The sequence below is a fragment of the Streptomyces cupreus genome, assembly GCF_014257025.1.
GTDB lineage: Bacteria > Actinomycetota > Actinomycetes > Streptomycetales > Streptomycetaceae > Streptomyces > Streptomyces cupreus.
This window is the reverse complement of record NZ_JACMSF010000030.1, coordinates 17,548-39,200: the sequence shown is the minus strand read 5'-3', so window position 1 is coordinate 39,200 and position 21,653 is coordinate 17,548. Positions and strand designations below refer to the sequence as shown.

Annotated in this window: 19 protein-coding genes and 1 riboswitch; of the genes, 8 read left to right on the top strand and 11 right to left on the bottom strand. The window is 68.2% G+C overall.

The window, feature by feature from the left end; all coding sequences use genetic code 11:
* Positions 1–36: 36 nt before the first annotated feature.
* From def to H4N64_RS25450, 3 genes are all read left to right on the top strand, one after another.
* Positions 37–687 carry a peptide deformylase gene (gene def / locus H4N64_RS25460; protein WP_186284739.1) on the top strand — a complete coding sequence of 217 codons (651 nt, stop codon included), beginning with the start codon at positions 37–39 and terminating at the stop codon, positions 685–687.
* A 283-nt stretch (positions 688–970) separates the two neighbouring features.
* Positions 971–2,056, top strand: coding sequence for an epi-isozizaene synthase (gene cyc1 / locus H4N64_RS25455; RefSeq protein WP_186284790.1), 1,086 nt, complete (start codon positions 971–973; stop codon positions 2,054–2,056).
* Entirely contained in the window at positions 2,053–3,429 is a 1,377-nt protein-coding gene (locus H4N64_RS25450; RefSeq protein WP_186284738.1) for a bifunctional albaflavenone monooxygenase/terpene synthase, read from the top strand. Before cyc1 ends, H4N64_RS25450 begins: the two co-directional genes overlap by 4 nt.
* Positions 3,430–3,433: 4 nt before the next feature.
* On the opposite strand, the gene H4N64_RS25445 is transcribed toward H4N64_RS25450, so the two are convergent.
* The 9 genes from H4N64_RS25445 to H4N64_RS25405 all read right to left on the bottom strand — a co-directional run bounded on the left by H4N64_RS25445 (position 3,434) and on the right by H4N64_RS25405 (position 13,982).
* Positions 3,434–4,399: a helix-turn-helix domain-containing protein gene (locus H4N64_RS25445; RefSeq protein WP_186284737.1), complete on the bottom strand. Its 966-nt coding sequence runs from the start codon at positions 4,397–4,399 to the stop codon at positions 3,434–3,436.
* Positions 4,400–4,613: 214 nt separating this feature from the next.
* Positions 4,614–5,624, bottom strand: a complete 1,011-nt coding sequence (locus H4N64_RS25440) for a ribonucleotide-diphosphate reductase subunit beta (RefSeq protein WP_186284736.1) — start codon at positions 5,622–5,624, stop codon at positions 4,614–4,616.
* Positions 5,624–7,975, bottom strand: coding sequence for a ribonucleoside-diphosphate reductase subunit alpha (locus H4N64_RS25435; protein ID WP_186284735.1), 2,352 nt, complete (start codon positions 7,973–7,975; stop codon positions 5,624–5,626). Before H4N64_RS25435 ends, H4N64_RS25440 begins: the two co-directional genes overlap by 1 nt.
* 121 nt (positions 7,976–8,096) lie before the next feature.
* A riboswitch (cobalamin riboswitch) is annotated at positions 8,097–8,220 on the bottom strand.
* 52 nt (positions 8,221–8,272) lie between these two features.
* Positions 8,273–8,779 carry a GNAT family N-acetyltransferase gene (locus tag H4N64_RS25430; protein ID WP_186284734.1) on the bottom strand — a complete coding sequence of 169 codons (507 nt, stop codon included), beginning with the start codon at positions 8,777–8,779 and terminating at the stop codon, positions 8,273–8,275.
* A gap of 69 nt (positions 8,780–8,848) precedes the next feature.
* Positions 8,849–10,444: a monocarboxylate uptake permease MctP gene (gene mctP, locus H4N64_RS25425; protein WP_186284733.1), complete on the bottom strand. Its 1,596-nt coding sequence runs from the start codon at positions 10,442–10,444 to the stop codon at positions 8,849–8,851.
* Complete coding sequence (locus H4N64_RS25420) at positions 10,441–10,698, bottom strand: DUF3311 domain-containing protein (RefSeq protein ID WP_186284732.1); 258 nt, start codon at positions 10,696–10,698, stop codon at positions 10,441–10,443. The genes mctP and H4N64_RS25420 overlap by 4 nt, the downstream gene beginning before the upstream one ends.
* 110 nt (positions 10,699–10,808) lie before the next feature.
* A complete protein-coding gene (locus tag H4N64_RS25415) occupies positions 10,809–11,006 on the bottom strand; it encodes a YbdD/YjiX family protein (RefSeq protein WP_186284731.1) in 198 nt (65 codons plus the stop codon).
* Entirely contained in the window at positions 10,981–13,116 is a 2,136-nt protein-coding gene (locus tag H4N64_RS25410) for a carbon starvation CstA family protein (RefSeq protein ID WP_186284730.1), read from the bottom strand. The genes H4N64_RS25415 and H4N64_RS25410 overlap by 26 nt, the downstream gene beginning before the upstream one ends.
* A gap of 101 nt (positions 13,117–13,217) precedes the next feature.
* Positions 13,218–13,982 (bottom strand): GntR family transcriptional regulator, encoded by a 765-nt coding sequence (locus tag H4N64_RS25405; protein ID WP_186284729.1) that lies wholly within the window; start codon positions 13,980–13,982, stop codon positions 13,218–13,220.
* A 307-nt stretch (positions 13,983–14,289) separates the two neighbouring features.
* Here H4N64_RS25405 and H4N64_RS25400 point away from each other — a divergent pair, with 307 nt between their 5' ends.
* The 4 genes from H4N64_RS25400 to H4N64_RS25385 all read left to right on the top strand — a co-directional run bounded on the left by H4N64_RS25400 (position 14,290) and on the right by H4N64_RS25385 (position 18,961).
* A complete protein-coding gene (locus H4N64_RS25400) occupies positions 14,290–15,567 on the top strand; it encodes an extracellular solute-binding protein (protein ID WP_186284728.1) in 1,278 nt (425 codons plus the stop codon).
* A 77-nt stretch (positions 15,568–15,644) separates the two neighbouring features.
* Positions 15,645–16,640, top strand: a complete 996-nt coding sequence (locus H4N64_RS25395) for a carbohydrate ABC transporter permease (RefSeq protein WP_186284727.1) — start codon at positions 15,645–15,647, stop codon at positions 16,638–16,640.
* Positions 16,637–17,467 carry an ABC transporter permease subunit gene (locus tag H4N64_RS25390; RefSeq protein WP_186284726.1) on the top strand — a complete coding sequence of 277 codons (831 nt, stop codon included), beginning with the start codon at positions 16,637–16,639 and terminating at the stop codon, positions 17,465–17,467. Before H4N64_RS25395 ends, H4N64_RS25390 begins: the two co-directional genes overlap by 4 nt.
* A gap of 9 nt (positions 17,468–17,476) precedes the next feature.
* A complete protein-coding gene (locus H4N64_RS25385; RefSeq protein ID WP_186284725.1) occupies positions 17,477–18,961 on the top strand; it encodes a glycoside hydrolase family 3 protein in 1,485 nt (494 codons plus the stop codon).
* A gap of 145 nt (positions 18,962–19,106) precedes the next feature.
* Here H4N64_RS25385 and nagB read toward each other — a convergent pair whose 3' ends face one another.
* Complete coding sequence (gene nagB, locus H4N64_RS25380; protein ID WP_186284724.1) at positions 19,107–19,892, bottom strand: glucosamine-6-phosphate deaminase; 786 nt, start codon at positions 19,890–19,892, stop codon at positions 19,107–19,109.
* Between the two features lie 118 nt (positions 19,893–20,010).
* Positions 20,011–20,763 (bottom strand): SDR family oxidoreductase, encoded by a 753-nt coding sequence (locus tag H4N64_RS25375; protein WP_186284723.1) that lies wholly within the window; start codon positions 20,761–20,763, stop codon positions 20,011–20,013.
* 82 nt (positions 20,764–20,845) lie between these two features.
* On the opposite strand from H4N64_RS25375, the gene H4N64_RS25370 reads away from it, so the two are divergent.
* Positions 20,846–21,475: a TetR/AcrR family transcriptional regulator gene (locus H4N64_RS25370; protein ID WP_186284722.1), complete on the top strand. Its 630-nt coding sequence runs from the start codon at positions 20,846–20,848 to the stop codon at positions 21,473–21,475.
* Positions 21,476–21,653 lie beyond the last annotated feature (178 nt).

Here is a 21,653-nt window from a genome sequence, read left to right as displayed (position 1 = left end):
CCGAATCCCAGTTTTCCAGGAAGGCATACGTCGGTCATGGCGCAGCAGGACACCGATCAGCAGCACGCGGGCGTGCTCCCCGTGGACGACGAGGGCTTCGTCATCGACACCGAGGAGACCGAGGAGCGCGAGAACGCCTGGCGCGAGCGGGGTACCTCGCGGCCGATCACCCTCGTCGGGAACCCGGTGCTCCACAAGGAGTGCAAGGACGTCACCGAGTTCGGCCCGGAGCTGGACCAGGTGGTCGCGGACATGTTCGCCTCGCAGCGCACCGCCGAGGGCGTGGGCCTGGCCGCCAACCAGATCGGCGTGGACCTGAAGGTCTTCGTCTACGACTGCCAGGACGACCAGGGCACCCGGCATGTCGGCGTCGTCTGCAACCCCAAGCTCGTCGACCTGCCCGCCGAGAAGCGCCGTCTCGACGACAGCAACGAAGGATGCCTGTCCGTGCCGACCGCGTACGCGCCGCTCGCCCGGCCGGACTACGCCGAGGTCACCGGGCAGGACGAGCAGGGCAACCCGATCAAGGTGCGCGGCACCGGCTACTTCGCGCGCTGCCTCCAGCACGAGACCGACCACCTGTACGGCTACCTCTACATCGACCGGCTCTCCAAGCGTGAACGCAAGGACGCGCTGCGGCAGATGGCCGAGAGCGAGCCTCGCTACCCGGTGGTCGCAAACGACTGACGTCCCTCAAGTCCCAGACGCACGGCGCCTGTTCAGGAACCTCTTCCTGACCAGGCGCCGTTCGTCTGTGCGTCGCACGTTCGAGCCCATGTGGTGCGTATCTACTGATCCATAATCAGTCACACAAGGGGAGATTCTCGGCATCGTGGGGTAGTGAATGGAGCAAATCCGTTCCCAGATCGGTCAGTTGTGGTGCTGAATGGGAAGTGCGGGGATACGCAACGGCGCACGCCCGGCACAGCGGGAGGGGTGTGCGCAACTGGCGGCTGAGAGGGGTTTGTTCGTGCATGCTTTCTCACACAGCACCACATCGACGCCGACGGCGGTCGCGGTTCCACCATCGCTCTACCTTCCGGTGATCGAGGCTGCATTTCCCAGGCAACTCCATCCGTATTGGCCCCGGCTTCAGGAGAAGACCCGCACCTGGCTGCTGGAAAAACGGCTCATGCCGGCGGACAAGGTGGAGGAATATGCCGACGGCCTTTGCTACACCGACCTCATGGCGGGGTACTACATTGGCGCCCCCGACGAGGTCCTGCAGGCCATTGCGGACTACAGCGCGTGGTTCTTCGTCTGGGACGACCGACACGACCGCGACATCGTGCACCGCCGCCCGTCCGCCTGGCGGCGGCTGAGGTTCCGGTTGCATGCGTCCCTCGACGCACCCGAGGACCACCTGCACCACGAGGATCCGCTGGTGGCCGGGTTCGCGGACAGCATGGTGCGGCTGTACTCGTTCCTGCCCTCGACCTGGAACGCCCGGTTCGCCCGGCACTTCCACACGGTGATCGAGGCGTACGACCAGGAATTCCACAACCGGACGAACGGAATCATCCCCACCGTCGAGGATTACCTCGCACTGCGCCGGCTCACCTTCGCGCACTGGATCTGGACCGATCTGCTGGAGCCGAGCGCCGGATGTGAACTCCCGGACTCGATACGGAAACACCCGGCATATCGGCGGGCGGCGCTGCTGAGCCAGGAATTCGCCGCCTGGTACAACGACCTCTGCTCGCTTCCCAAGGAAATAGCGGGCGATGAGGTGCACAATCTCGGAATCAGTCTCATCAAACACGAGGGGCTGACTCTGGAAGAAGCGGTGGTGGAAGTAAGGCGGCGCATCGAGGAATGCATTACCGAATTCCTGGTCGCCGAGCGGGCCGCACTTCGATTCGCCGATGCTCTCGCCGACGGCACCTTGCGGGGAAAGGAATTGAGTGCCGCCGTACGGGCCTGTGTGTGCAATATGCGCAACTGGTTCAGCACCGTCTACTGGTTCCACCACGAGTCCGGCCGGTACATGGTCGACAGCTGGGACGACCGGTCCACGCCCCCGTACGTCAACAACGAAGCGGCAGGTGAGAAATGACCGTCGAGTCCGTGAAGCCCGAAGCGCAGATATATGCGGAATCGGAACTGCGTGAGCCGCCCCTCGCCGGCGGCGGCGTCCCGCTGCTCGGCCACGGCTGGAAGCTGGTGCGCGATCCGCTCTCCTTCATGGCGGCGCTGCGCGAGCACGGCGATGTCGTGCGGCTGAAGCTCGGCCCGAAGACGGTGTACGCGGTCACCACCCCGGACCTCACCGGCGCCCTGGCCCTCAGTGCCGACTTCAAGATCGACGGGCCGCTGTGGGAGTCCCTCGAAGGCCTGCTCGGCAAGGAGGGTGTGGCCACCGCCAACGGACCTCGGCACCGGCGCCAGCGGCGCACCATCCAGCCCGCGTTCCGGCTCGACGCGATCCCCGCGTACGGGCCGATCATGGAGGAGGAGGCGCATGCGCTGACCGTGCGCTGGCGCCCCGGCGAGACGATCGACTGCACCTCGGAGTCCTTCCGGGTGGCCGTCCGGATCGCCGCCCGCTGTCTGCTGCGCGGGGACTACATGGACGAACGGGCCGAGCGGCTGTGCATTGCACTCGCCACCGTCTTCCGTGGTATGTACCGCAGGATGGTGATACCCGCCGGACCGCTCTACCGGCTGCCGCTTCCGCCCAACCGTAAATTCAACCGAGCCCTGGCCGACTTGCATCGGCTGGTCGACGAGATCGTCGCCGAGCGGCGGGCATCTGGTCAAAAGCCGGACGATTTGCTGACGGCCTTGCTGGAGGCGAAGGAAGAGAATGGCGAGCCGATCGGGGAACAGGAGATCCACGACCAGGTCGTCGCGATACTCACCCCCGGAAGCGAAACCGTCGCGTCCACGATCATGTGGCTGCTGCAAGTGCTCGCGGAACATCCCGAGCACGCCGACCGGGTGGCCGCGGAGGTTGAATCCGTCACCGGTGGTCGGCCCGTCGCATTCGAGGATGTCCGGGCGCTCAGGTACACGAACAATGTCGTCGTCGAGGCGATGCGTTTGCGTCCGGCCGTCTGGATATTGACGCGGCGGGCGGTGACCGACGCCGGGCTCGGCGGGTATCGCATTCCGGCGGGCGCGGACATCGTATACAGCCCGTACGCGATCCAGCGCGATGCGAAGTCGTACGCGGACAACCTTCGGTTCGACCCCGACCGCTGGCTTCCGGAACGCGTGAAGGATGTGCCCAAATACGCCATGAGCCCCTTCAGTGTGGGCAACCGCAAGTGCCCGAGCGATCACTTCTCCATGGCGCAACTGACGCTGATCACGGCGGCGGTGGCCACGAAGTACCGCTTCGAGCAGGTGTCCGGGTCCAACGACAGCACCCGGGTGGGCATCACCCTGCGTCCGCACAACCTGCTGCTCAGGCCGGTGCCCAGGTGACGGATCAGGCCGCCTCCGGGCCCCGGAAGGTGCGCCGGTAGGCGTTCGGGGTGGTCCCGAGGGCACGGACGAACTGGTGGCGCAGCGCCGCCGCGGTGCCGAACCCGGTCCGGCTCGCGACGGCGTCCACCGTCTCGTCCGTCGTCTCCAGCAACTGCTGGGCCAGCAGGACGCGTTGGCGCAGGATCCAGCGGTAGGGGGTCGTGCCCGTCTCCTGCTGGAAGCGGCGCGCGAAGGTGCGCGGGGACATGTGCGCGAGGTCGGCGAGCTGCTCGACGGTGACCTCCTCGTCGAGATGCCGTTCCATCCAGGTCAGGACATCGCCGACCGTGTCGCACTGGGAGCGGGGCAGCGGGCGGTCGATGTACTGCGCCTGCCCGCCGTCCCGGTGCGGCGGCACCACCATGCGCCGGGCGATGGCGTTGGCGACCTCCACGCCCTCCTCCTTGCGCACGAGGTGCAGACAGGCGTCGATCCCGGAGGCCGTGCCCGCCGAGGTGATCACCGGGTCCTCGTCCACGTACAGCACATCGGGCTCGATCACCGCGCGCGGGAAGCGCCGGGCGAGCTCGTCGGCCTGCCGCCAGTGCACCGCGCAGCGCCTGCCGTCCAGCAGTCCGGCCGCGCCGAGCACGAAGACGCCGGAACAGACGCTGAGCACCCGGGCACCCCGGTCCACGGCCCGCACCAGGGCGTCGAGCAGCGCGGGCGGATACTCCCGGCCGATGTAGTCGCTGCCCGCCGGCACGGCGATCAGATCGGCCTCGTCGAGCCGGTCGAGGCCGTACGGCGTGGAGACCGTGAACCCGGGGATGTGCGTGCTCAGCGCGGGGCCCTCTGCCGAGACGACCGCGAAGTCGTACACCGGAAGTCCCTGGTCACTGCGGTCCAGCCCGAAGACCTCGCAAACGACGCCGAGTTCGAAGGGATGCACGCCGTCGAGCAGTGCGACGGCCACGTTTTTCAGCACACCGCCAGTGTGCCACGGAGCTGGCAGTAATTCGATGGTGTACGGCAGTCCTGCCACTGTCAGGAGTGTCATCCCAGTACGACGATTACCGCATGGACGCATTCCTCGGAATCCTGACCGTCACCGTTCTCTTCTTCCTGCTCGCGGCCCCGGCGCTCGTGGGCCTGGTCCACGAGCGCCGGATCGACCGCCAGCTACGGGCGGCCCGCCCGACTCAGAAGTCCTCGTCGAAGCCGACTGACCCCTCCACCGCGACCTGGTACGCCGAAGGGCGCCGCTCGAAGAAGTTGGTGAGCTCCTGAACCCCCTGCAACTCCATGAAGGAGAAGGGGTTCTCCGAGCCGTACACCGGAGCGAAGCCGAGCCGGCTCAGCCGCTGGTCGGCGACGCACTCCAGGTACTGCCGCATCGACTCGGTGTTCATGCCCGGGAGGCCGTCACCGCACAGGTCGCGCGCGAACTGCAGCTCGGCCTCGACGGCCTCCCTCAGCATGTCGGTGACCTGCTGCTGAAGTTGGTCGTCGAAGAGTTCCGGCTCCTCCTTGCGGACGGTGTCGACGACATCGAAGGCGAAGCTCATGTGCATCGTCTCGTCGCGGAACACCCAGTTGGTGCCGGTCGCCAGACCGTGCAGCAGGCCCCGGCTGCGGAACCAGTAGACGTACGCGAAGGCGCCGTAGAAGAACAGGCCCTCGATGCACGCGGCGAAGCAGATCAGGTTGAGCAGGAAGCGGCGGCGGTCGGCCTGGGTCTCCAGGCGGTCCAGCTTCTCGACCTCGTTGATCCACTTGAAGCAGAACCCGGCCTTCTCGCGGATGGAGGGGATGCTCTCGACGGCGTCGAAGGCCGCCGCCCTGTCCTCCGGGTCGGGCAGATAGGTGTCGAGCAGCGTCAAGTAGAACTGGACGTGCACGGCCTCCTCGAAGAGCTGGCGGGACAGGTACAGCCGCGCCTCGGGGGAGTTGATGTGCTTGTACAGCGTCAGCACCAGGTTGTTCGCGACGATCGAGTCGCCGGTCGCGAAGAAGGCGACCAGCCGGTCGATGAGGTGCTGCTCGGCGGGCGTGAGCTTGGCCAGGTCGGCGACGTCCGAGTGGAGGTCGACCTCCTCCACGGTCCAGGTGTTCTTGATGGCGTCCCGGTAGCGCTCGTAGAAGTCCGGGTAGCGCATGGGGCGGAGAGTCAGCTCGAAGCCGGGGTCGAGCAGGTTCTGATTGCTGGGCATTACTGGCAGGCCTCGCAGGACTCGGGGTTCTCAAGGGAGCAGGCGACGGCGTCCTCGGGAGCCGGCTGCTGCACGGGGACAGTTGCCTGGGCGGCGCGGGCGATACGAGTCGCCGGGCGCGAGCGCAGGTAGTACGTCGTCTTCAGCCCGGACTTCCAGGCGTACGCGTACATCGAGGAGAGCTTGCCGATGGTCGGTGTCTCCAGGAAGAGGTTCAGGGACTGGGACTGGTCCAGGAACGGCGTCCGCGCCGCAGCCATGTCGATCAGACCGCGCTGCGGGATCTCCCACGCCGTGCGGTACAGCGCCCGTACGTCCGCCGGGATCCAGGCGAAGTCCTGCACCGAGCCGTTCGCCTCGCGCAGCGCCTCGCGGGTGCGGGCGTCCCAGACGCCGAGCTCCTTGAGGTCGTTGACCAGGTAGGAGTTGACCTGGAGGAACTCACCCGACAGCGTCTCGCGCTTGAACAGGTTGGACACCTGCGGCTCGATGCACTCGTAGACGCCGGCGATGGAGGCGATGGTGGCGGTGGGTGCGATGGCCAGCAGGAGCGAGTTGCGCATCCCGACCTCGGCGATACGGCTCCGCAGTGCCGCCCACCGTTCGGGCCAGGTGAGTTCGGCGTCGTAGTGGTCGGGGTGCAGGACGCCCTGCGCGGTACGGGTCCTCTCCCAGGCCGGCAGCGGGCCGCTGCGCTCGGCGAGGTCGGCGGAGGCCTCATACGCGGCGAGCATGACCCGCTCGGCGATCCGCGTGGAGAGCGCCTTGGCCTCCGGCGAGTCGAAGGGCAGCCGCAGCTTGAAGAAGACGTCCTGGAGGCCCATCGCGCCGAGGCCGACGGGGCGCCACTTGGCGTTGGAGCGGCCCGCCTGCTCGGTCGGGTAGAAGTTGATGTCGACGACGCGGTCGAGGAAGGTGACGGCGGTACGGACGGTGGCTTCGAGCCGCTCCCAGTCGATGTCGCCGCCCGCCACGAACGCCCCGAGGTTCACCGACCCCAGGTTGCAGACCGCCGTCTCCCCGTCGTCAGTGACCTCCAGGATCTCCGTGCAGAGGTTGGAGGAGTGGACGACATGGCCCGGCAGGGCCGTCTGGTTGGCGGTGCGGTTGGCGGCGTCCTTGAAGGTCATCCAGCCGTTGCCGGTCTGCGCGAGGGTGCGCATCATGCGGCCGTAGAGGTCACGGGCGGGGATGGTCTTGCGGGCGAGGCCCGAGACTTCGGCCTTCCGGTACGCCGCGTCGAACTCCTCGCCCCACAGGTCGACCAGCTCGGGCACATCGGCGGGGGAGAACAGGGACCAGTCCTGATCGGCGTTCACCCGGCGCATGAACTCGTCCGGGATCCAGTGCGCGAGGTTCAGATTGTGCGTACGCCGGGCGTCCTCGCCGGTGTTGTCGCGCAGCTCCAGGAACTCCTCGATGTCGGAGTGCCAGGTCTCCAGGTAGACCGCGGCCGCGCCCTTGCGCCGGCCGCCCTGGTTCACGGCGGCGACGGAGGCGTCGAGGGTCTTCAGGAACGGGACGATGCCGTTGGAGTGCCCGTTGGTGCCGCGGATCAGCGAACCCCGGCCGCGGATGCGGGAGTACGAGAGCCCGATGCCGCCGGCGTGCTTGGAGAGGCGGGCGACCTGGTGGTAGCGGTCGTAGATGGAGTCCAGCTCGTCCAGGGGGGAGTCGAGGAGGTAGCAGGACGACATCTGGGGGTGCCGGGTGCCGGAGTTGAAGAGCGTGGGGGAGGAGGGGAGGTAGTCGAGGCGGCTCATGAGCCCGTAGAGCGCGGCGACTTCGTCGACGGAGCGAGGAGTGTCGTCCTCGGCGAGCCCGGCGGCGACGCGCAGCATGAAGTGCTGAGGCGTCTCGACGACCTTGCGGGTGATGGGGTGCCGCAGCAGATACCGGCTGTGCAGCGTGCGCAGCCCGAAGTAGCCGAAGCGGTCGTCGGCGCCGGTGTCGATCAGCGCGTCCAGCCGCTCGGCGTGGATCCGCACGAACTCGGCGGTCCGGTCGGCGATGAGCCCCTCCCGGTGCCCTACCGCGATGGACCCGGTGAAGGACGTGACGCCCTGGGAGGCGGCCTCGGCGGCGATGGAGACGGTGAGCAGCCGGGCGGCCAGCCGGGAGTAGGCGGGGTCCTCGGAGATGAGCCCGGCGGCGGCCTCGGTGGCCAGCTCGCGCAGCTCCGACTCGTCCGCGCGGGCGGACCGTCCGCGCAGCGCGGCGGCGGCTACCCGGCCGGGGTCGGCGTCGGGGAGGTCGGCGGTCAGCTCGGTCAGGGTCCGCAGCAACGCGGTTCCGGGACCGTCGGTCTCCACCTGGGCGGCTGAAGCCGGGTCGGCTGGCGCGATGGTCACTGGGAGCTCTCCCTCGCTCGGCACGGGGCCTTGCGGAGGGCAGGGGCAGCTCACGAGCGCACGGGGCGTCGCGTCCACCGGCCCATTCCACGAGGCCCGGACGTCTGGCACCCGAACCGGACGGCCGGGCGCACTGTCGACAGGTCCTCGGACTGAACAGGCGTGCAGATACACGCAAGTACACCGTTGCGGGACAGTTCCGGATTCGCACCGGATTCCCCTGCGGCGACAGCGAGCATGAGCATACATCTTGTGCCGCCCCGCGGTGACACCCCCAGATGTTGTGTCGCGTCGGCTTCAGAGTGTCAACTCATAGGTGAGCAGAGTGAACTCCTCGTGCTTCGGGATCGGGTTCCAGTCGCGCTGCGGGGCGCGGGTGAAGCCGAGGCGCTCGTAGATGCGGTGGGCGGTCTGCATCAGGGGCTGGGTGGACAGGACGATGCCGGTGCGGTCGCCCGCGGCCCTCGCGCGGTCGATACAGGCCCGTACGAGGGCCTCTCCGACGCCCCTGCCGCGGGCCTCGTGGGCGACGGCGAGCATGCGGATCTCCGCCTCGCCGGGGCCGGCCAGGTCGGCCATGGGGCCGGGGGAGGGGACGAAGGTGACGCCGCCGAGGAGTCGGTCCTGCTCCACGGCCACCAGAACGTCCGCCGCGGCCGCTCGCTTCGCAACGTCTTTCAGTTCGCCCAGATACCAGTCGGCCTCGCCGAAGGTGAGGAGGCCGTCCTGGAGGTAGGCCTGGGCTGTGATCTCGCCCAGTTCGTCGTAGTCGGTCGGTGTCGCCTCGCGGATCCGGAAGTCCATGGACGTGAGTGTGTACGACAGCGGGCCGCCGTAGCATCTGCTGTTCGGCGGCCCGCTGCGCTGTTCTGATCAGTGGACCGGCGTCAGGTCCTTCTGCACGCCCGGGTCGCCCGCGTCCGCCGTGTAGTCCTCGGGACTTGTCTCGTCGACGCCCTCCGGGGCCTTGGCCGCCTTCAGGACGAAGGTGAGGACCACCGTGACGAGCAGGTTCAGCACGAACGCCGTCAGGCCGATGTAGCCGATCTCCCCGATGCCGGGGATCTCCTTCGACGAACCGCCGAAGTGCTTCTGCGTCGGCGACGCGACACCGTATGCCGCCACCGTGCCGTAGATCATGCCGACCGCCCAGCCGGCGAGCAGCGCCCAGCGGTGGAACCAGCGGGTGAACAGGCCGCCGACCAGGGCCGGGAAGGTCTGGAGGATCCAGATGCCGCCCAGGAGCTGGAAGTTGATGGCGACCGTCTTGTCCATCGTCAGGACGAAGACCAGCGCGCCCACCTTCACCAGCAGGGACACCAGCTTGGAGACCTTGGTCTCCTGCGCGGGCGTCGCGTCCGGCTTGATGAAGTCCTTGTAGATGTTGCGGGTGAAGAGGTTCGCCGCCGCGATGGACATGATGGCCGCCGGCACGAGGGCACCGATGCCGATCGCCGCGAAGGCCACGCCCGCGAACCAGTCCGGGAACATGTTCTCGAACAGCTGTGGGATCGCCAACTGGCCGTTCTCCACCTTCACTCCGGCCGCGATGGCCATGAAGCCGAGCAGCGCGAGCAGGCCGAGCATCAGCGAGTACAGCGGCAGGATCGTGGTGTTGCGGCGGATCACGTCACGGCTCTTGGAGGAGAGCGTCGCGGTGATCGAGTGCGGGTACATGAACAGCGCCAGCGCCGAGCCCAACGCCAGTGTGGCGTACGTCCATTGGCCCGCCTCGGCCGGGATGAGTCCGCCCACGCCGGTGGTCGTGAACTTCTCGCCCGCGTCGGCGAAGATCTCGTCGAAGCCGCCGAGCTTGATCGGGATGTAGATGATCGCCACCGCGATGACCAGATAGATCAGCGTGTCCTTGACGAAGGCGATCAGCGCCGGAGCGCGCAGACCCGAGGAGTAGGTGTACGCGGCCAGCACACCGAACGCGATCAGCAGCGGGAGGTCCTTGATGAACCAGTTCGTGTTCTCCCCGCCGCCGACGCCCATCACGTCCAGCACCGCCTGGATGCCGACGAGCTGGAGCGCGATGTATGGCATCGTTGCCAGGATGCCGGTCACCGCCACCGCCAGCGACAGCCCCTTGGAGCCGAAGCGGCCGCGCACGAAGTCCGACGTCGTCACGTACCCGTGCTTGTGGGACACCGACCACAGCCGGGGCAGGAACGTGAAGATCAGCGGATAGACGAGGATCGTGTACGGCACTGCGAAGAAGCCCGCCGCGCCGGCCGCGTAGATCGCCGCCGGGACCGCCACGAAGGTGTAAGCCGTGTACAGGTCGCCGCCCAGCAGGAACCAGGTGACCCAGGTGCCGAACGAGCGTCCGCCCAGACCCCATTCGTCGAGGCTGTGCTCGTTCTCGGCCTTGCGCCAGCGCGCGGCCAGGAAGCCCATGACCGTGACGGCCAGGAAGAAGAAGATGAAGACGGCGAGTGCCACGCCGTTCACGCCGTCGTTCACTTGGCGCCCCCAGCCTTACGGGCGCGCTGGTCACGCTGCCACAGCTGGTACGCGATCATCGTCAGGGCCGTGGAGATCAGCACCCAGGCCATCTGGTACCAGTAGAAGAATGGGATGCCGATGAAGGCCGGGTCGGCCTTCGCGTACGACCCCACCCACAACATCGCCACGAAGGGCGCGATCAGGCAGAGGGCGATGACGACGCGCACAGGCGTCACCACCGGCTCTCTGCTCACTTCTGGGGCTTGTGACATCTGACGGCTCCGTCCCCTCACTGATCACCTGGTGTAACGCGCAGGCAATCTAGGTCACGGTGTCGCAGAAGCGGAACCCCTCGTCCGTATATCGATCCCTCAAGATCCCCTCAACAGCAGCGGAAGCCCTGGCGCGGGTCCGACTCCTGACGGTCCGTCCGCATCCGCTCGAAGGCGCGTCGGGTCGGCACGGGCGCGAGGGGGTGGTCCTTGCGCACGTGCGCGACATAGCGGTCGTAGGCGGATTCGTCGGTCAGTTCACGGACGTACCAGCGCACGGCCCTAAGGGCCCGCCGTAGTGACCTCATCGCGCTGCTCCTCCTTCTCCTCGCGGGTCGGGAACAGTCCGGCCGGGGCGACGAGCTTCGATTCGACGTACGGCGCCTCGCTGAGCGTGGACAGGGCAGGGCGGCGGACGTGCCGGACGCAGACCCGGGCCGCGTCCACGATGACCACGACGATCAGCAGCGCGAGGACCGCCGAAAGGACGCCGTCCACGGTGGAGTTGGTGACCACGGTGTGCATGTCGTCCATGGTTTTCGCGGGCGGGAGGATCTTGCCGTCGTCGATGGCGTCCTGGAAGACCTGGCGCTGCTTGAAGAAGCCGACCTTGGGGTCGCTGGAGAACACCTTCTGGTAGCTGGCGGTCAGGGTGACCGTGGCGTCCCAGGCGAGCGGGATGCCGGTGATCCAGGCCCACTTGAGGCGGCCGGACTTCACCAGCAGCGTCGTGCAGACGGCCAGCGCGACGGCGGCCAGCAACTGGTTGGAGATACCGAAGATCGGGAACAACTGGTTGATGCCGCCGAGCGGTTCATGGACGCCCACCCACAGGAAGTACCCCCACAGTCCGCACACGATCGCGCTGCAGATGACCAGGCCGGGCTTCCAACTGACGTCCTTGAACGGCCGATAGAGGTTGCCGAGCGTGTCCTGGAGCATGAAGCGGCCCACGCGCGTGCCGGCGTCCAGCGCGGTCAGGATGAACAGTGCCTCGAACATGATCGCGAAGTGATACCAGAAGGCCCGCAGACTGTCCCCGGTGATCTGGGAGAAGATGTCGGAGATGCCGACGGCGAGCGTGGGCGCCCCGCCCGTGCGGTGCAGCAGGCTCGCCTCCTCGACGTTCTCCGCCGCCCGGGCGAGCGCCTCGGGGGAGATCTGGTAGCCCCAACTGCCCACGACCTGCGAGGCGTTCTGCACGGTGTCGCCGATGACCCCGGCGGGCGCGTTCATCGCGAAGTACAGGCCCGGGTCGATGATCGACGCGGCCACCAGCGCCATCACGGCGACCGACGACTCCATCAGCATGGAGCCGTAGCCGATCATCCGGACCTGGGTCTCCTTCTGGATCATCTTTGGCGTGGTACCGGAGGAGATCAGCGAGTGGAAGCCGGACAGGGCGCCGCAGGCGATGGTGATGAAGACGAACGGGAAGAGGGAGCCCGCGAACACCGGTCCGTCGCCGCGTGAGGCGAAGTCCGTCACCGCGTCCATCTTCAGCGTCGGCAGCGCGATGACGACACCGAGGGCGAGCAGGAGGATCGTGCCGATCTTCATGAAGGTGGAGAGGTAGTCGCGGGGCGCGAGCAGCATCCACACCGGCAGGATCGAGGCGATGAAGCCGTATGCCACCAGCCAGACGACCAGCGTGGAGGGCGCGAGCGTGAACGCGTCGGCCCAGGAGGACTCGGCCACCCAGCGGCCGGCGACCAGTGCGAGCAGCAGCAGTCCCACGCCGATCAGGGAGACCTCGCTGACCCGGCCGGGGCGCAGGACGCGCAGGTAGAAGCCCATCAGCAGGGCGATCGGGATGGTCATCGCGATGGAGAAGGTGCCCCAGGGCGACTCGGCCAGGGCGTTGACGATGACCAGGGCCAGCACCCCGAGCAGGATGATCATGATGGCGAAGGCGGCGAGGAGCGCTGCCGCGCCGCCGAACGGGCCGATCTCCTCGCGGGCCATCTGGCCGAGGGAACGGCCGTCGCGGCGGGTGGAGAAGAACAGCACCACCATGTCCTGGACCGCGCCCGCGAAGATGACGCCCGCGATGATCCAGATGGTGCCGGGCAGATAGCCCATCTGCGCCGCGAGCACCGGCCCGACCAGCGGTCCGGCGCCGGCGATGGCGGCGAAGTGGTGGCCGAGCAGGACGCGTCGGTCGGTCGGGTGGAAGTCGATGCCGTTGTCGAGCCGTTCCGCCGGGGTGGCCCGGGTCTTGTCGACCTTGAGGACCTTGTACGCGATGAACTTGGCGTAGAAGCGGTAGGCGATGGCGTACGAGCCGAGGGCCGCGGCGACCATCCAGGCGGCGGAGACGTCCTCGCCGCGGGCCAGCGCGAGCACCGCCCAGCCGGTGCCGCCGACCAACGCGACGAGGGTCCATATGACGATGGTTCGAGTGTTCGCGGTGCGCACCGGGTCGTCCTCCCGTCCATGCGATGACGGGGAGGACCGTAGAGCAGGAACAGCAGGGGCGCTACACCACGAGCACTATGTCGGTCGAAGCTTCAACAGACCTACTCTTGTGGACGCCTCAACCTCGCGACGAACTTGTACCGGTCGCCCCGGTACACCGACCGCACCCACTCCACCGGCTTCCCCTCCCGGTCCAGCGAGTGGCGGGACAGCATCAGCATCGGCAGGCCCACGTCGGTGCCGAGCAGGCCCGCCTCGCGGGGGGTCGCCAGGGAGGTCTCGATGGTCTCCTCGGCCTCGGCGAGATGGACGTCGTAGACCTCGGCGAGCGCGGTGTAGAGGGACGTGTACTTGACCAGCGAGCGGCGCAGGGCCGGGAAGCGCTTGGCCGACAGATGGGTCGTCTCGATCGCCATCGGCTCGCCGTTGGCCATGCGCAGGCGCTCGATGCGCAGGACGCGGCCGCCGGCGGTGATGTCGAGCAGGTCGGCGAGGCGGTCGTCGGCGGTGATGTAGCCGATGTCCAGCAGCTGGGAGGTCGGTTCGAGACCCTGGGCGCGCATGTCCTCGGTGTACGAGGTGAGTTGCAGCGCCTGGGAGACCTTCGGCTTGGCGACGAACGTGCCCTTGCCCTGGATCCGCTCCAGGCGGCCCTCGACCACCAGCTCCTGAAGGGCCTGGCGCACCGTCGTGCGGGAGGTGTCGAACTCCGCCGCCAGCGTGCGCTCGGGCGGGACCGGGGTGCCCGGGGCCTGCGTCTCCGTCATGTCGAGCAGGTGCTTCTTCAAGCGGTAGTACTTGGGCACGCGCGCGGTACGGACGGTCGCCCCACCCTCGTTCTCCGCCCTGCTGACGTCGGTGCTCATGTTCTGCCTTCCCGGCTCCGGATGCGGATCACATCGTGATCCCTTCTGTATACCGTCGCCCACCGCTTTTGGTCTAGTCCATAGAGGCAAGTGGTCTAGCGGACGAGAGTACTCCGGCGCCGTTGTTTTCGCTGGCTTCTTACTTAAAGGTTCCTGCATATGTAGGTCGCATAACGGCTGGTCAGAGCGCATTCCGACCCCCTTGACAGGATTTTTGGTCTGGTCCAAGCTCCCCGTACTGGTCTACACCATTGGTCCAGGTCCCGGCCCATGGGCGGGAGGTGTGGGCATCCCTGAGGAGGGTGGCGTGAAGCGCAAGCTGATATCCGCGATCGGTGTCGCGGCAATGATGGTCTCCATCGCGGCGTGCGGGGGCGACGACGGCGACGAGGGCGGCAAGGCCGGCGCGGACGGTTACGCGGGCCAGACCCTCACCGTCTGGGTGATGGACGGTTCCTCCCCCGACCAGTGGCAGAAGGACGTCGCCGCGGCCTTCGAGAAGAAGACCAAGGCGAAGGTCAAGTTCGAGGTCCAGCAGTGGAACGGCATCCAGCAGAAGCTCACCACCGCCCTGTCGGAGGAGAACCCGCCGGACGTCTTCGAGATCGGCAACACCCAGACCCCGGCCTACGCCAAGACCGGCGGCCTCGCCGACCTCGCCGACCTCAAGACCGAGATCGGCGCCGACTGGACCGAGTCCCTGAACAACTCCTCGGTCTTCGAGGGCAAGCAGTACGCGGCGCCCTGGTACTTCGCCAACCGTGTCGTCCTCTACAACAAGAAGATCTGGGCCGAGGCGGGCATCAAGGACACCCCCAAGACCCGGGACGAGTTCTACGCGGACCTGAAGACGATCGGCGACAAGACCGACGCCGAGCCGATCTACCTGCCCGGCCAGAACTGGTACCACTTCGTCGGCCTGACCATCGGTGAGGGCGCCGAGCTGGTGAAGAAGGACGGCGACAGTTACGTCTCCAACCTCGCCGACCCCAAGGTCGCCGCCGCCATGGAGACGTACAAGAAGTTCCAGGCCCTCTCCAAGGCCCCCAAGGACAAGGACGAGGCCACCCCGCAGCAGGGCGAGGTCTTCGGCAAGGGCAACGTCGGCGCCTTCATCGGCATGGGCTGGGAAGCCGGCATCGCCATCGAGGCCAACCCGAAGATCGAGAAGGAGATCGGCTACTTCACCATCCCCGGTGCCACGGCCGACAAGCCCGAGGGCGTCTTCCTCGGCGGCTCCAACCTCGCCGTCGCCGCGGGCAGCAAGAAGCAGGAGCTGGCCAAGGAGTTCCTGCGCATCGCCCTCTCCGACGAGCACGAGGGCCAGCTCGCCAAGCTCAACGGCGTCATCCCCAACAAGGAGTCGCTGCAGAGCAACCTTGAGGGCAACGTCGTCGCCGAGGCCGCGGCCCCGGCCGCCGCGGGCGGCGGCACCACCCCGCTGATCGCCGAATGGGCCGCCGTCGAGAACGCGCCCAACCCGATCAAGACCTACATGACCGCCGTACTGAACGGAAAGTCCCCGGCCGAGGCGGCAGCCCAGGTCGAGGAGGAGTTCAACAAGCGCCTGTCGCAGCAGCAGTAGGCGCACCGGGGCGGGGGCCGCTCGCAGCGGCCCCCTTCCCCGCGTATCGGCAGGTCTAGGAGGAAGAGAACGCGAGCATGACCGTGCAGACCGAACGGCCGCCCTCCGGCCCGGCGGACGTCCGCAGGACAGCGGGCGGCGGGGGATCCGGAAGGCCGAACCCGAGAGCGTCCCGCGTCGGCGCGCTCGCCCCCTACCTTCTGCTGCTGCCCGCCTGCGCGGCCACCGTGCTGCTGCTCGGCTGGCCGCTGCTGAAGGACCTACTGCTGTCGTTCCAGAACCTCAACATGGCGCAGCTGATCCAGCACGTCACCGAGTGGAACGGCATCGACAACTACACCGAGGTCCTCACCGGCGAGGACTTCTGGCGCGTCACCCTGCGCTCGATCCTGTTCACGGCGGTCAACGTCGCCCTGACCATGTTCCTCGGCTCGCTCGTCGGCCTGCTGCTCGCCCGCCTCGGCAAGCGCATGCGGTTCACCCTGATGATCGGCCTGGTGCTGGCCTGGGCGATGCCCGTGGTCGCCGCCACCACCGTCTACCAGTGGCTCTTCGCCCAGCGCTTCGGCGTCGTCAACTGGGTGCTGGACAAGCTCGGCCGGCACTCCATGGCCGACTACAGCTGGACCAGCGACCAGATGTCGACGTTCTTCGTCGTCACCGTGCTCATCGTCTGGATGTCCATCCCGTTCGTCGCGATCAACCTCTACGCCGCCACGACGACCATCCCGGGCGAGCTCTACGAGGCCGCCGCCCTCGACGGCGCCGGCGCCTGGAAGAGCTTCACGACAGTCACCCTGCCGTTCCTCAGGCCCTTCCTCTACGCGACCACGTTCCTGGAGATCATCTGGATCTTCAAGGCGTTCGTGCAGGTCTACACGTTCAACCAGGGCGGCCCCGACCGCCTCACCGAGATCCTGCCGGTCTACGCCTACATCGAGGGCGTCGGCAACCAGCACTACGGCATGGGTGCCGCCATCGCCTTCCTGACCATCCTGATCATGATCGGCCTCACCGCCTACTACCTGCGGATCGTGCTCAAGCAAGAAAAGGAAGAGGAGGCCGGGCTGTGAAGCGCTCGCTCTTCGGCCGCATCTGGCCCAACGCCACGGCCGTAGTCCTGTTCATCGGCTTCGTCTTCCCCGTGTACTGGATGATCGCCACGGCCTTCAAGCCGACCGGTGACATCATCTCCGAGGACCCGGTCTGGTTCCCGACCGACATCACCCTCGACCACTTCAAGACGGCGACCGGCGCCGACCACTTCTGGACGTTCGTCACCAACTCGCTGACCGTCACCGTCCTGGCCGTCGTGTTCTCGCTGGTCATCGCGCTGGCCGGGTCCTTCGCCCTGGCGCGGATGCGGTTCAGGGGGCGGCGCGGCTTCATCATCGGCTTCATGCTCGCCCAGATGGCGCCCTGGGAAGTCATGATCATCGCGATGTACATGATCGTCCGGGACGCGTCGATGCTCAACAGCCTCGTCCCGCTGACGGCCTTCTACACGATGATGATCCTCCCGTTCACCATCCTCACCCTGCGCGGCTTCGTCGCCGCCGTGCCCGCGGAGTTGGAGGAGTCGGCGATGGTCGACGGCTGCACCCGTATGCAGGCCTTCCGCCGGGTCATCCTGCCGCTGCTCGCGCCGGGTCTGATGGCCACCTCGATGTTCGGCTTCATCACCGCCTGGAACGAGTTCGCCCTGGTCCTCGTGCTGAACAAGGACGCCGAGGCCCAGACGCTGCCGCTGTGGCTGACCAGTTTCCAGACCGTCTTCGGCAACGACTGGGGCGCCACGATGGCCGCCTCCACCCTCTTCGCCGTCCCGATCCTGATCCTCTTCGTCTTCCTCCAGCGCCGGGCCGTCAGCGGTCTGACCGCCGGCGCCGTGAAGGGATAACGCCACCCGATGACGACCATCGCCAGCGGTACAGACACCCTCACACGGGACGCCCTGACCGTCCTCCAGCCCGGCTTCCCCGGCACCACCGCCCCCGACTGGATCCTGCGGCGCCTCGGCGAGGGCCTCGCCTCCGTCGGCCTGTTCGGCCGCAACATCGCCACACCCGAACAAGTCGCCGCGCTGACCGCCCAGTTGCGCGCCGAGCGCGAGGACGTCCTCGTCGCCATCGACGAGGAGGGCGGAGACGTCACGCGCCTTGAGGTGCGCACCGGCTCCTCCTTCCCCGGCAACCACGCCCTCGGCGCCGTCGACGACACCGACCTCACCCGCGAGGTCGCCCATGAACTCGGCCGCCGCCTCGCCGCCTGCGGCGTCAACTTCAACTGGGCCCCCTCCGCCGACATCAACTCCAACCCCGCCAACCCGGTCATCGGTGTCCGCTCCTTCGGCGCCGACACCGACCTGACCGCCCGGCACACCGCCGCCTACGTCAGCGGCCTCCAGGCCGCGGGTGTGGCGGCCTGCACCAAGCACTTCCCCGGGCACGGCGACACCGCCATCGACTCGCACGAGGCGATGCCCCGCATCGAGGTCGGACTCGATGTGCTGTCCGAGCGCGACCTGGCCCCGTTCCGCGCGGCCATCGCCGCCGGCAGCCGCGCCATCATGACGGCCCACATCCTGGTCCCGGCCCTCGACCCCACCCGCCCGGCCACCCTCTCCCGGCCCATCCTCCGCGACCTGCTGCGCGGCGAACTCGGCTACGACGGCCTCATCGTCACCGACGGCATGGAAATGCGGGCCATCGCCTCCACCTACGGCATCGAACGCGGCAGCGTCCTCGCCCTCGCGGCCGGCGCCGACGCGATCTGTGTGGGCGGCGGTCTGAACGACGAGGGCACTGTCCGCCGCCTCCGCGACGCCCTGGTCACCGCCGTCCGCACCGGCGAACTCCCCGAGGAGCGCCTCGCGGAAGCCGCGGAACGCGTCCGTGCCCTGGGCCGCTGGACCAGGACCGCGGCGGCCACCGCCGACGACAGGGCCCCGTCCGACATCGGCCTGGTGGCGGCCCGCCGCGCCGTACGGCTGACGAAGACCGACGCCCACACCCCCCTGACCGAGCCCCCCTACGTGGCCGCGCTCAGCCCGGAGGCGAACATCGCCGTGGGCGACGAAACCCCCTGGGGCGTGGCAGCGGAACTCGCCGAACTGCTCCCCGGCACCGAAACCGCCACCTACACCGACGAGTCGGCGGCCCAGGCGGCCCTGGACTCGGCAGGCCCCCGCCGTATCGTCGCCGTCGTCCGCGACGAGCACCGCCACGAGTGGATGGCCAAGACCGTGGACACCCTGCTGCGTGAACGCCCCGACACGATCGTGGTCGAAATGGGCGTACCCCAGTCCCCGCCGAGAGGCGCCCTGCACATAGCGACCCACGGCGCGGCCCGCGTGTGCGGCCGAGCGGCGGCAGAGGTCATCGCGGGCCGGTAAGGCCTACGACGACGAGGGCGCCGGTTCCCGGATGGGGGGAACCGGCGCCTCCGCGCCCTAGCCAAGCGGCTGAAGGCTGCACCTCCCCGTACGCGCCCAGCTGGATCACCGAGATGGTCCGCCGACAGGGCGACCTCGCGGGACTCTAGATCCCCTGCCAATCGGGCTTGTTGGCGTAGGTGTGGCGGAAGTAGTCCGCCAGCTTCAGCTTGGACGCGGCCCCCTCGTCGACGACCACCGTCGCATGCGGATGCAACTGCAACGCCGAAGCCGGACACACCGCGGCCACCGGTCCCTCCACGGTCGCCGCGACCGCATCGGCCTTGCCCTCACCCGTCGCCAGCAGCACCAGATGCCGCGCCTCCAGGATCGTCCCGATGCCCTGAGTGATCACGTGATGCGGCACCTGCGAGATGTCCCCGTCGAAGAAGCGCGCGTTGTCCACCCGCGTCTGCTCGGTCAGCGTCTTGATCCGCGTACGCGAGGCGAGCGACGAGCACGGCTCGTTGAACCCGATGTGCCCGTCCGTCCCTATCCCCAGCAACTGAAGGTCGACGCCCCCGGCCTCGGCCAGCGCCGCGTCGTACGCCTCGCACGCCGCCTGTACGTCCGCCGCCGTCCCGTCCGGCCCCATGAAGGCCGACATCCCGATGCCGAGCGGCTCCAGCACCTCGCGCCGCAGGACGGAACGGTACGACTCCGGATGCTCGGCCGGCAGTCCCACGTACTCGTCGAGCTGAGCGATCCGCGCCCGCGAGGCGTCCACGGCACCGGTGCGCACCTTCGCCGCCAGTGCCTCGTAGATGGGCAGCGGCGTCGAGCCGGTGGCCACGCCGAGCAGGGCGTCGGGCTTGCGCCGCAGGAGCTGCGCCATGGCCTCGGCGATGAGCTCGCCACCCGCCTTGGCGTCCGGAACGATGACAACTTCCACGCTGGGCCTGCCGATCTGAAGAGGGGACTCAACCGGTACCCGAGAGGGCGATGTGTGGTTTAGACCAATCTAACAGAGGAGGGCCCTCCCTCCCAGGCGAACAACGGCCCCCGGCCGCCTACTGCAAGCTCAGCAGCGAGCCCCCTGTCGCGTCCATGTGCTGCCCGGTCACCCAGCGGGAGTCGGGCGATGCCAGGAAGGCCACCACGTCGGCGACCTCGGCCGCCGTACCCACCCGTCGGAAGACCGAGACGGCCTCGGCGTGCGCCCGCAGGCCGGGGTCGGCCAGGACCGCGGCCGTGAGGTCGGTGTCGATGAAGCCGGGCGCGACGGAGTTGGCGGTGATGCCGCGCGGCGCCAGCTCGACCGCGAGGGAACGGGTCAGAGCGGTGACCGCGCCCTTGGCCATGTGGGTGGCGGCGATACCGGGTATGCCGGCGTCCGTGGCAGCCGTGACATTGATGATCCGGCCGTGGTCGCGCAGCCGGCCGAGGCCCTGCCGGATGATGAAGAACGGCGCTCTGGCGTTGAGGGCGTGGGTCCGCTCGTAGAGCTCCTCGTCCGTTTCTCCGATGGTGGCGAAGAACGCCGCTCCCGCGTTGTTGACCAGGATGTCCACCCCGTCCGCGTGCCGGTCGAAGGCCTCCCAGAGGGTCCGTGCGTCCCCCGGCACCCCCAGCTCGGCGCGGATGGCGAACGCGCTGCCGCCGGCCGCCTCGATCCCGGCGACCGTCTCCTTCGCCGCCGCCTCGCTGCTGCCGTAGTGCACGGCGACCCGTGCGCCGTCGCGCGCCAGCCGCTCGGCCACCGCTCGCCCGATCCCCCTGCTCGCCCCGGTGACCAGCGCTGTCCTGCCAGTGAGCACACCCATGCCACACCCCGCAATTCTCTATTGGTCGCTACAGAAAGACCGTACAGGAGGGTGGGGACAATTCTCTAGTGTCCGCTATAAAATGAACTCCATGGTGAGCACCAAGGGCGCAGGGTCGACAGTGGGCCGCCGCGGCCGTCCCCGCTCCTTCGACCGGGAGACCGCGCTGGAGAAGGCGATCATGGCCTTCTGGGAGCACGGATACGAGGCGACGTCCGTCTCCGATCTCACCCGGGTCATGGGGATCGGCGCCCCGAGCCTGTACGCCGCCTTCGGGGACAAGCGGGCGTTGTTCGACGAGGTCGTGGTCGAGTACGGCAAGCGCTACGCGGCCTTCGGGGAGCGCGCCCTGACCGAGGAGCCCACCGCACGGGACGCCGTGGAGCGCACCCTGCGCGAGGCTGCCGAGCGGTACACCACCCCCGGCCTCCCTCAAGGCTGCCTCTACGCCCACGCGGCCACCAACGGCGCGAGCCCCGAAGTGGAGCAGACCCTGCGGGACCGGCGCAACGCCACCATCGCCGCCGTCGAGAGCCGTATCCGCGCGGACATCGCCGCAGGTGAACTCCCTGCCGACATCGACGCCGGCACGCTCGCCCGGCACACCGGCGCGATGATCCAGGGCATGTCCCAACAGGCGCGCGACGGCGCGAGCCGTGCGGAGTTGGTGGCGCTCGCGGAAATTGCCCTGTCCATCTGGCCCCGCACATGAACCCACAAGGGTTAGGCTGCGTGGTGGATGCTGGACGTCCGACCAGTTGACCTACCCGCATCACAGGTCACAACAACGAACATCCTCGCACGCATGGACACGCCGAGTGGTCTAGTCCACAATGGTGGGCAGTCCATGTGATACGAGGACGCGGACTTCCGTCTTCCCCGCACAGGAA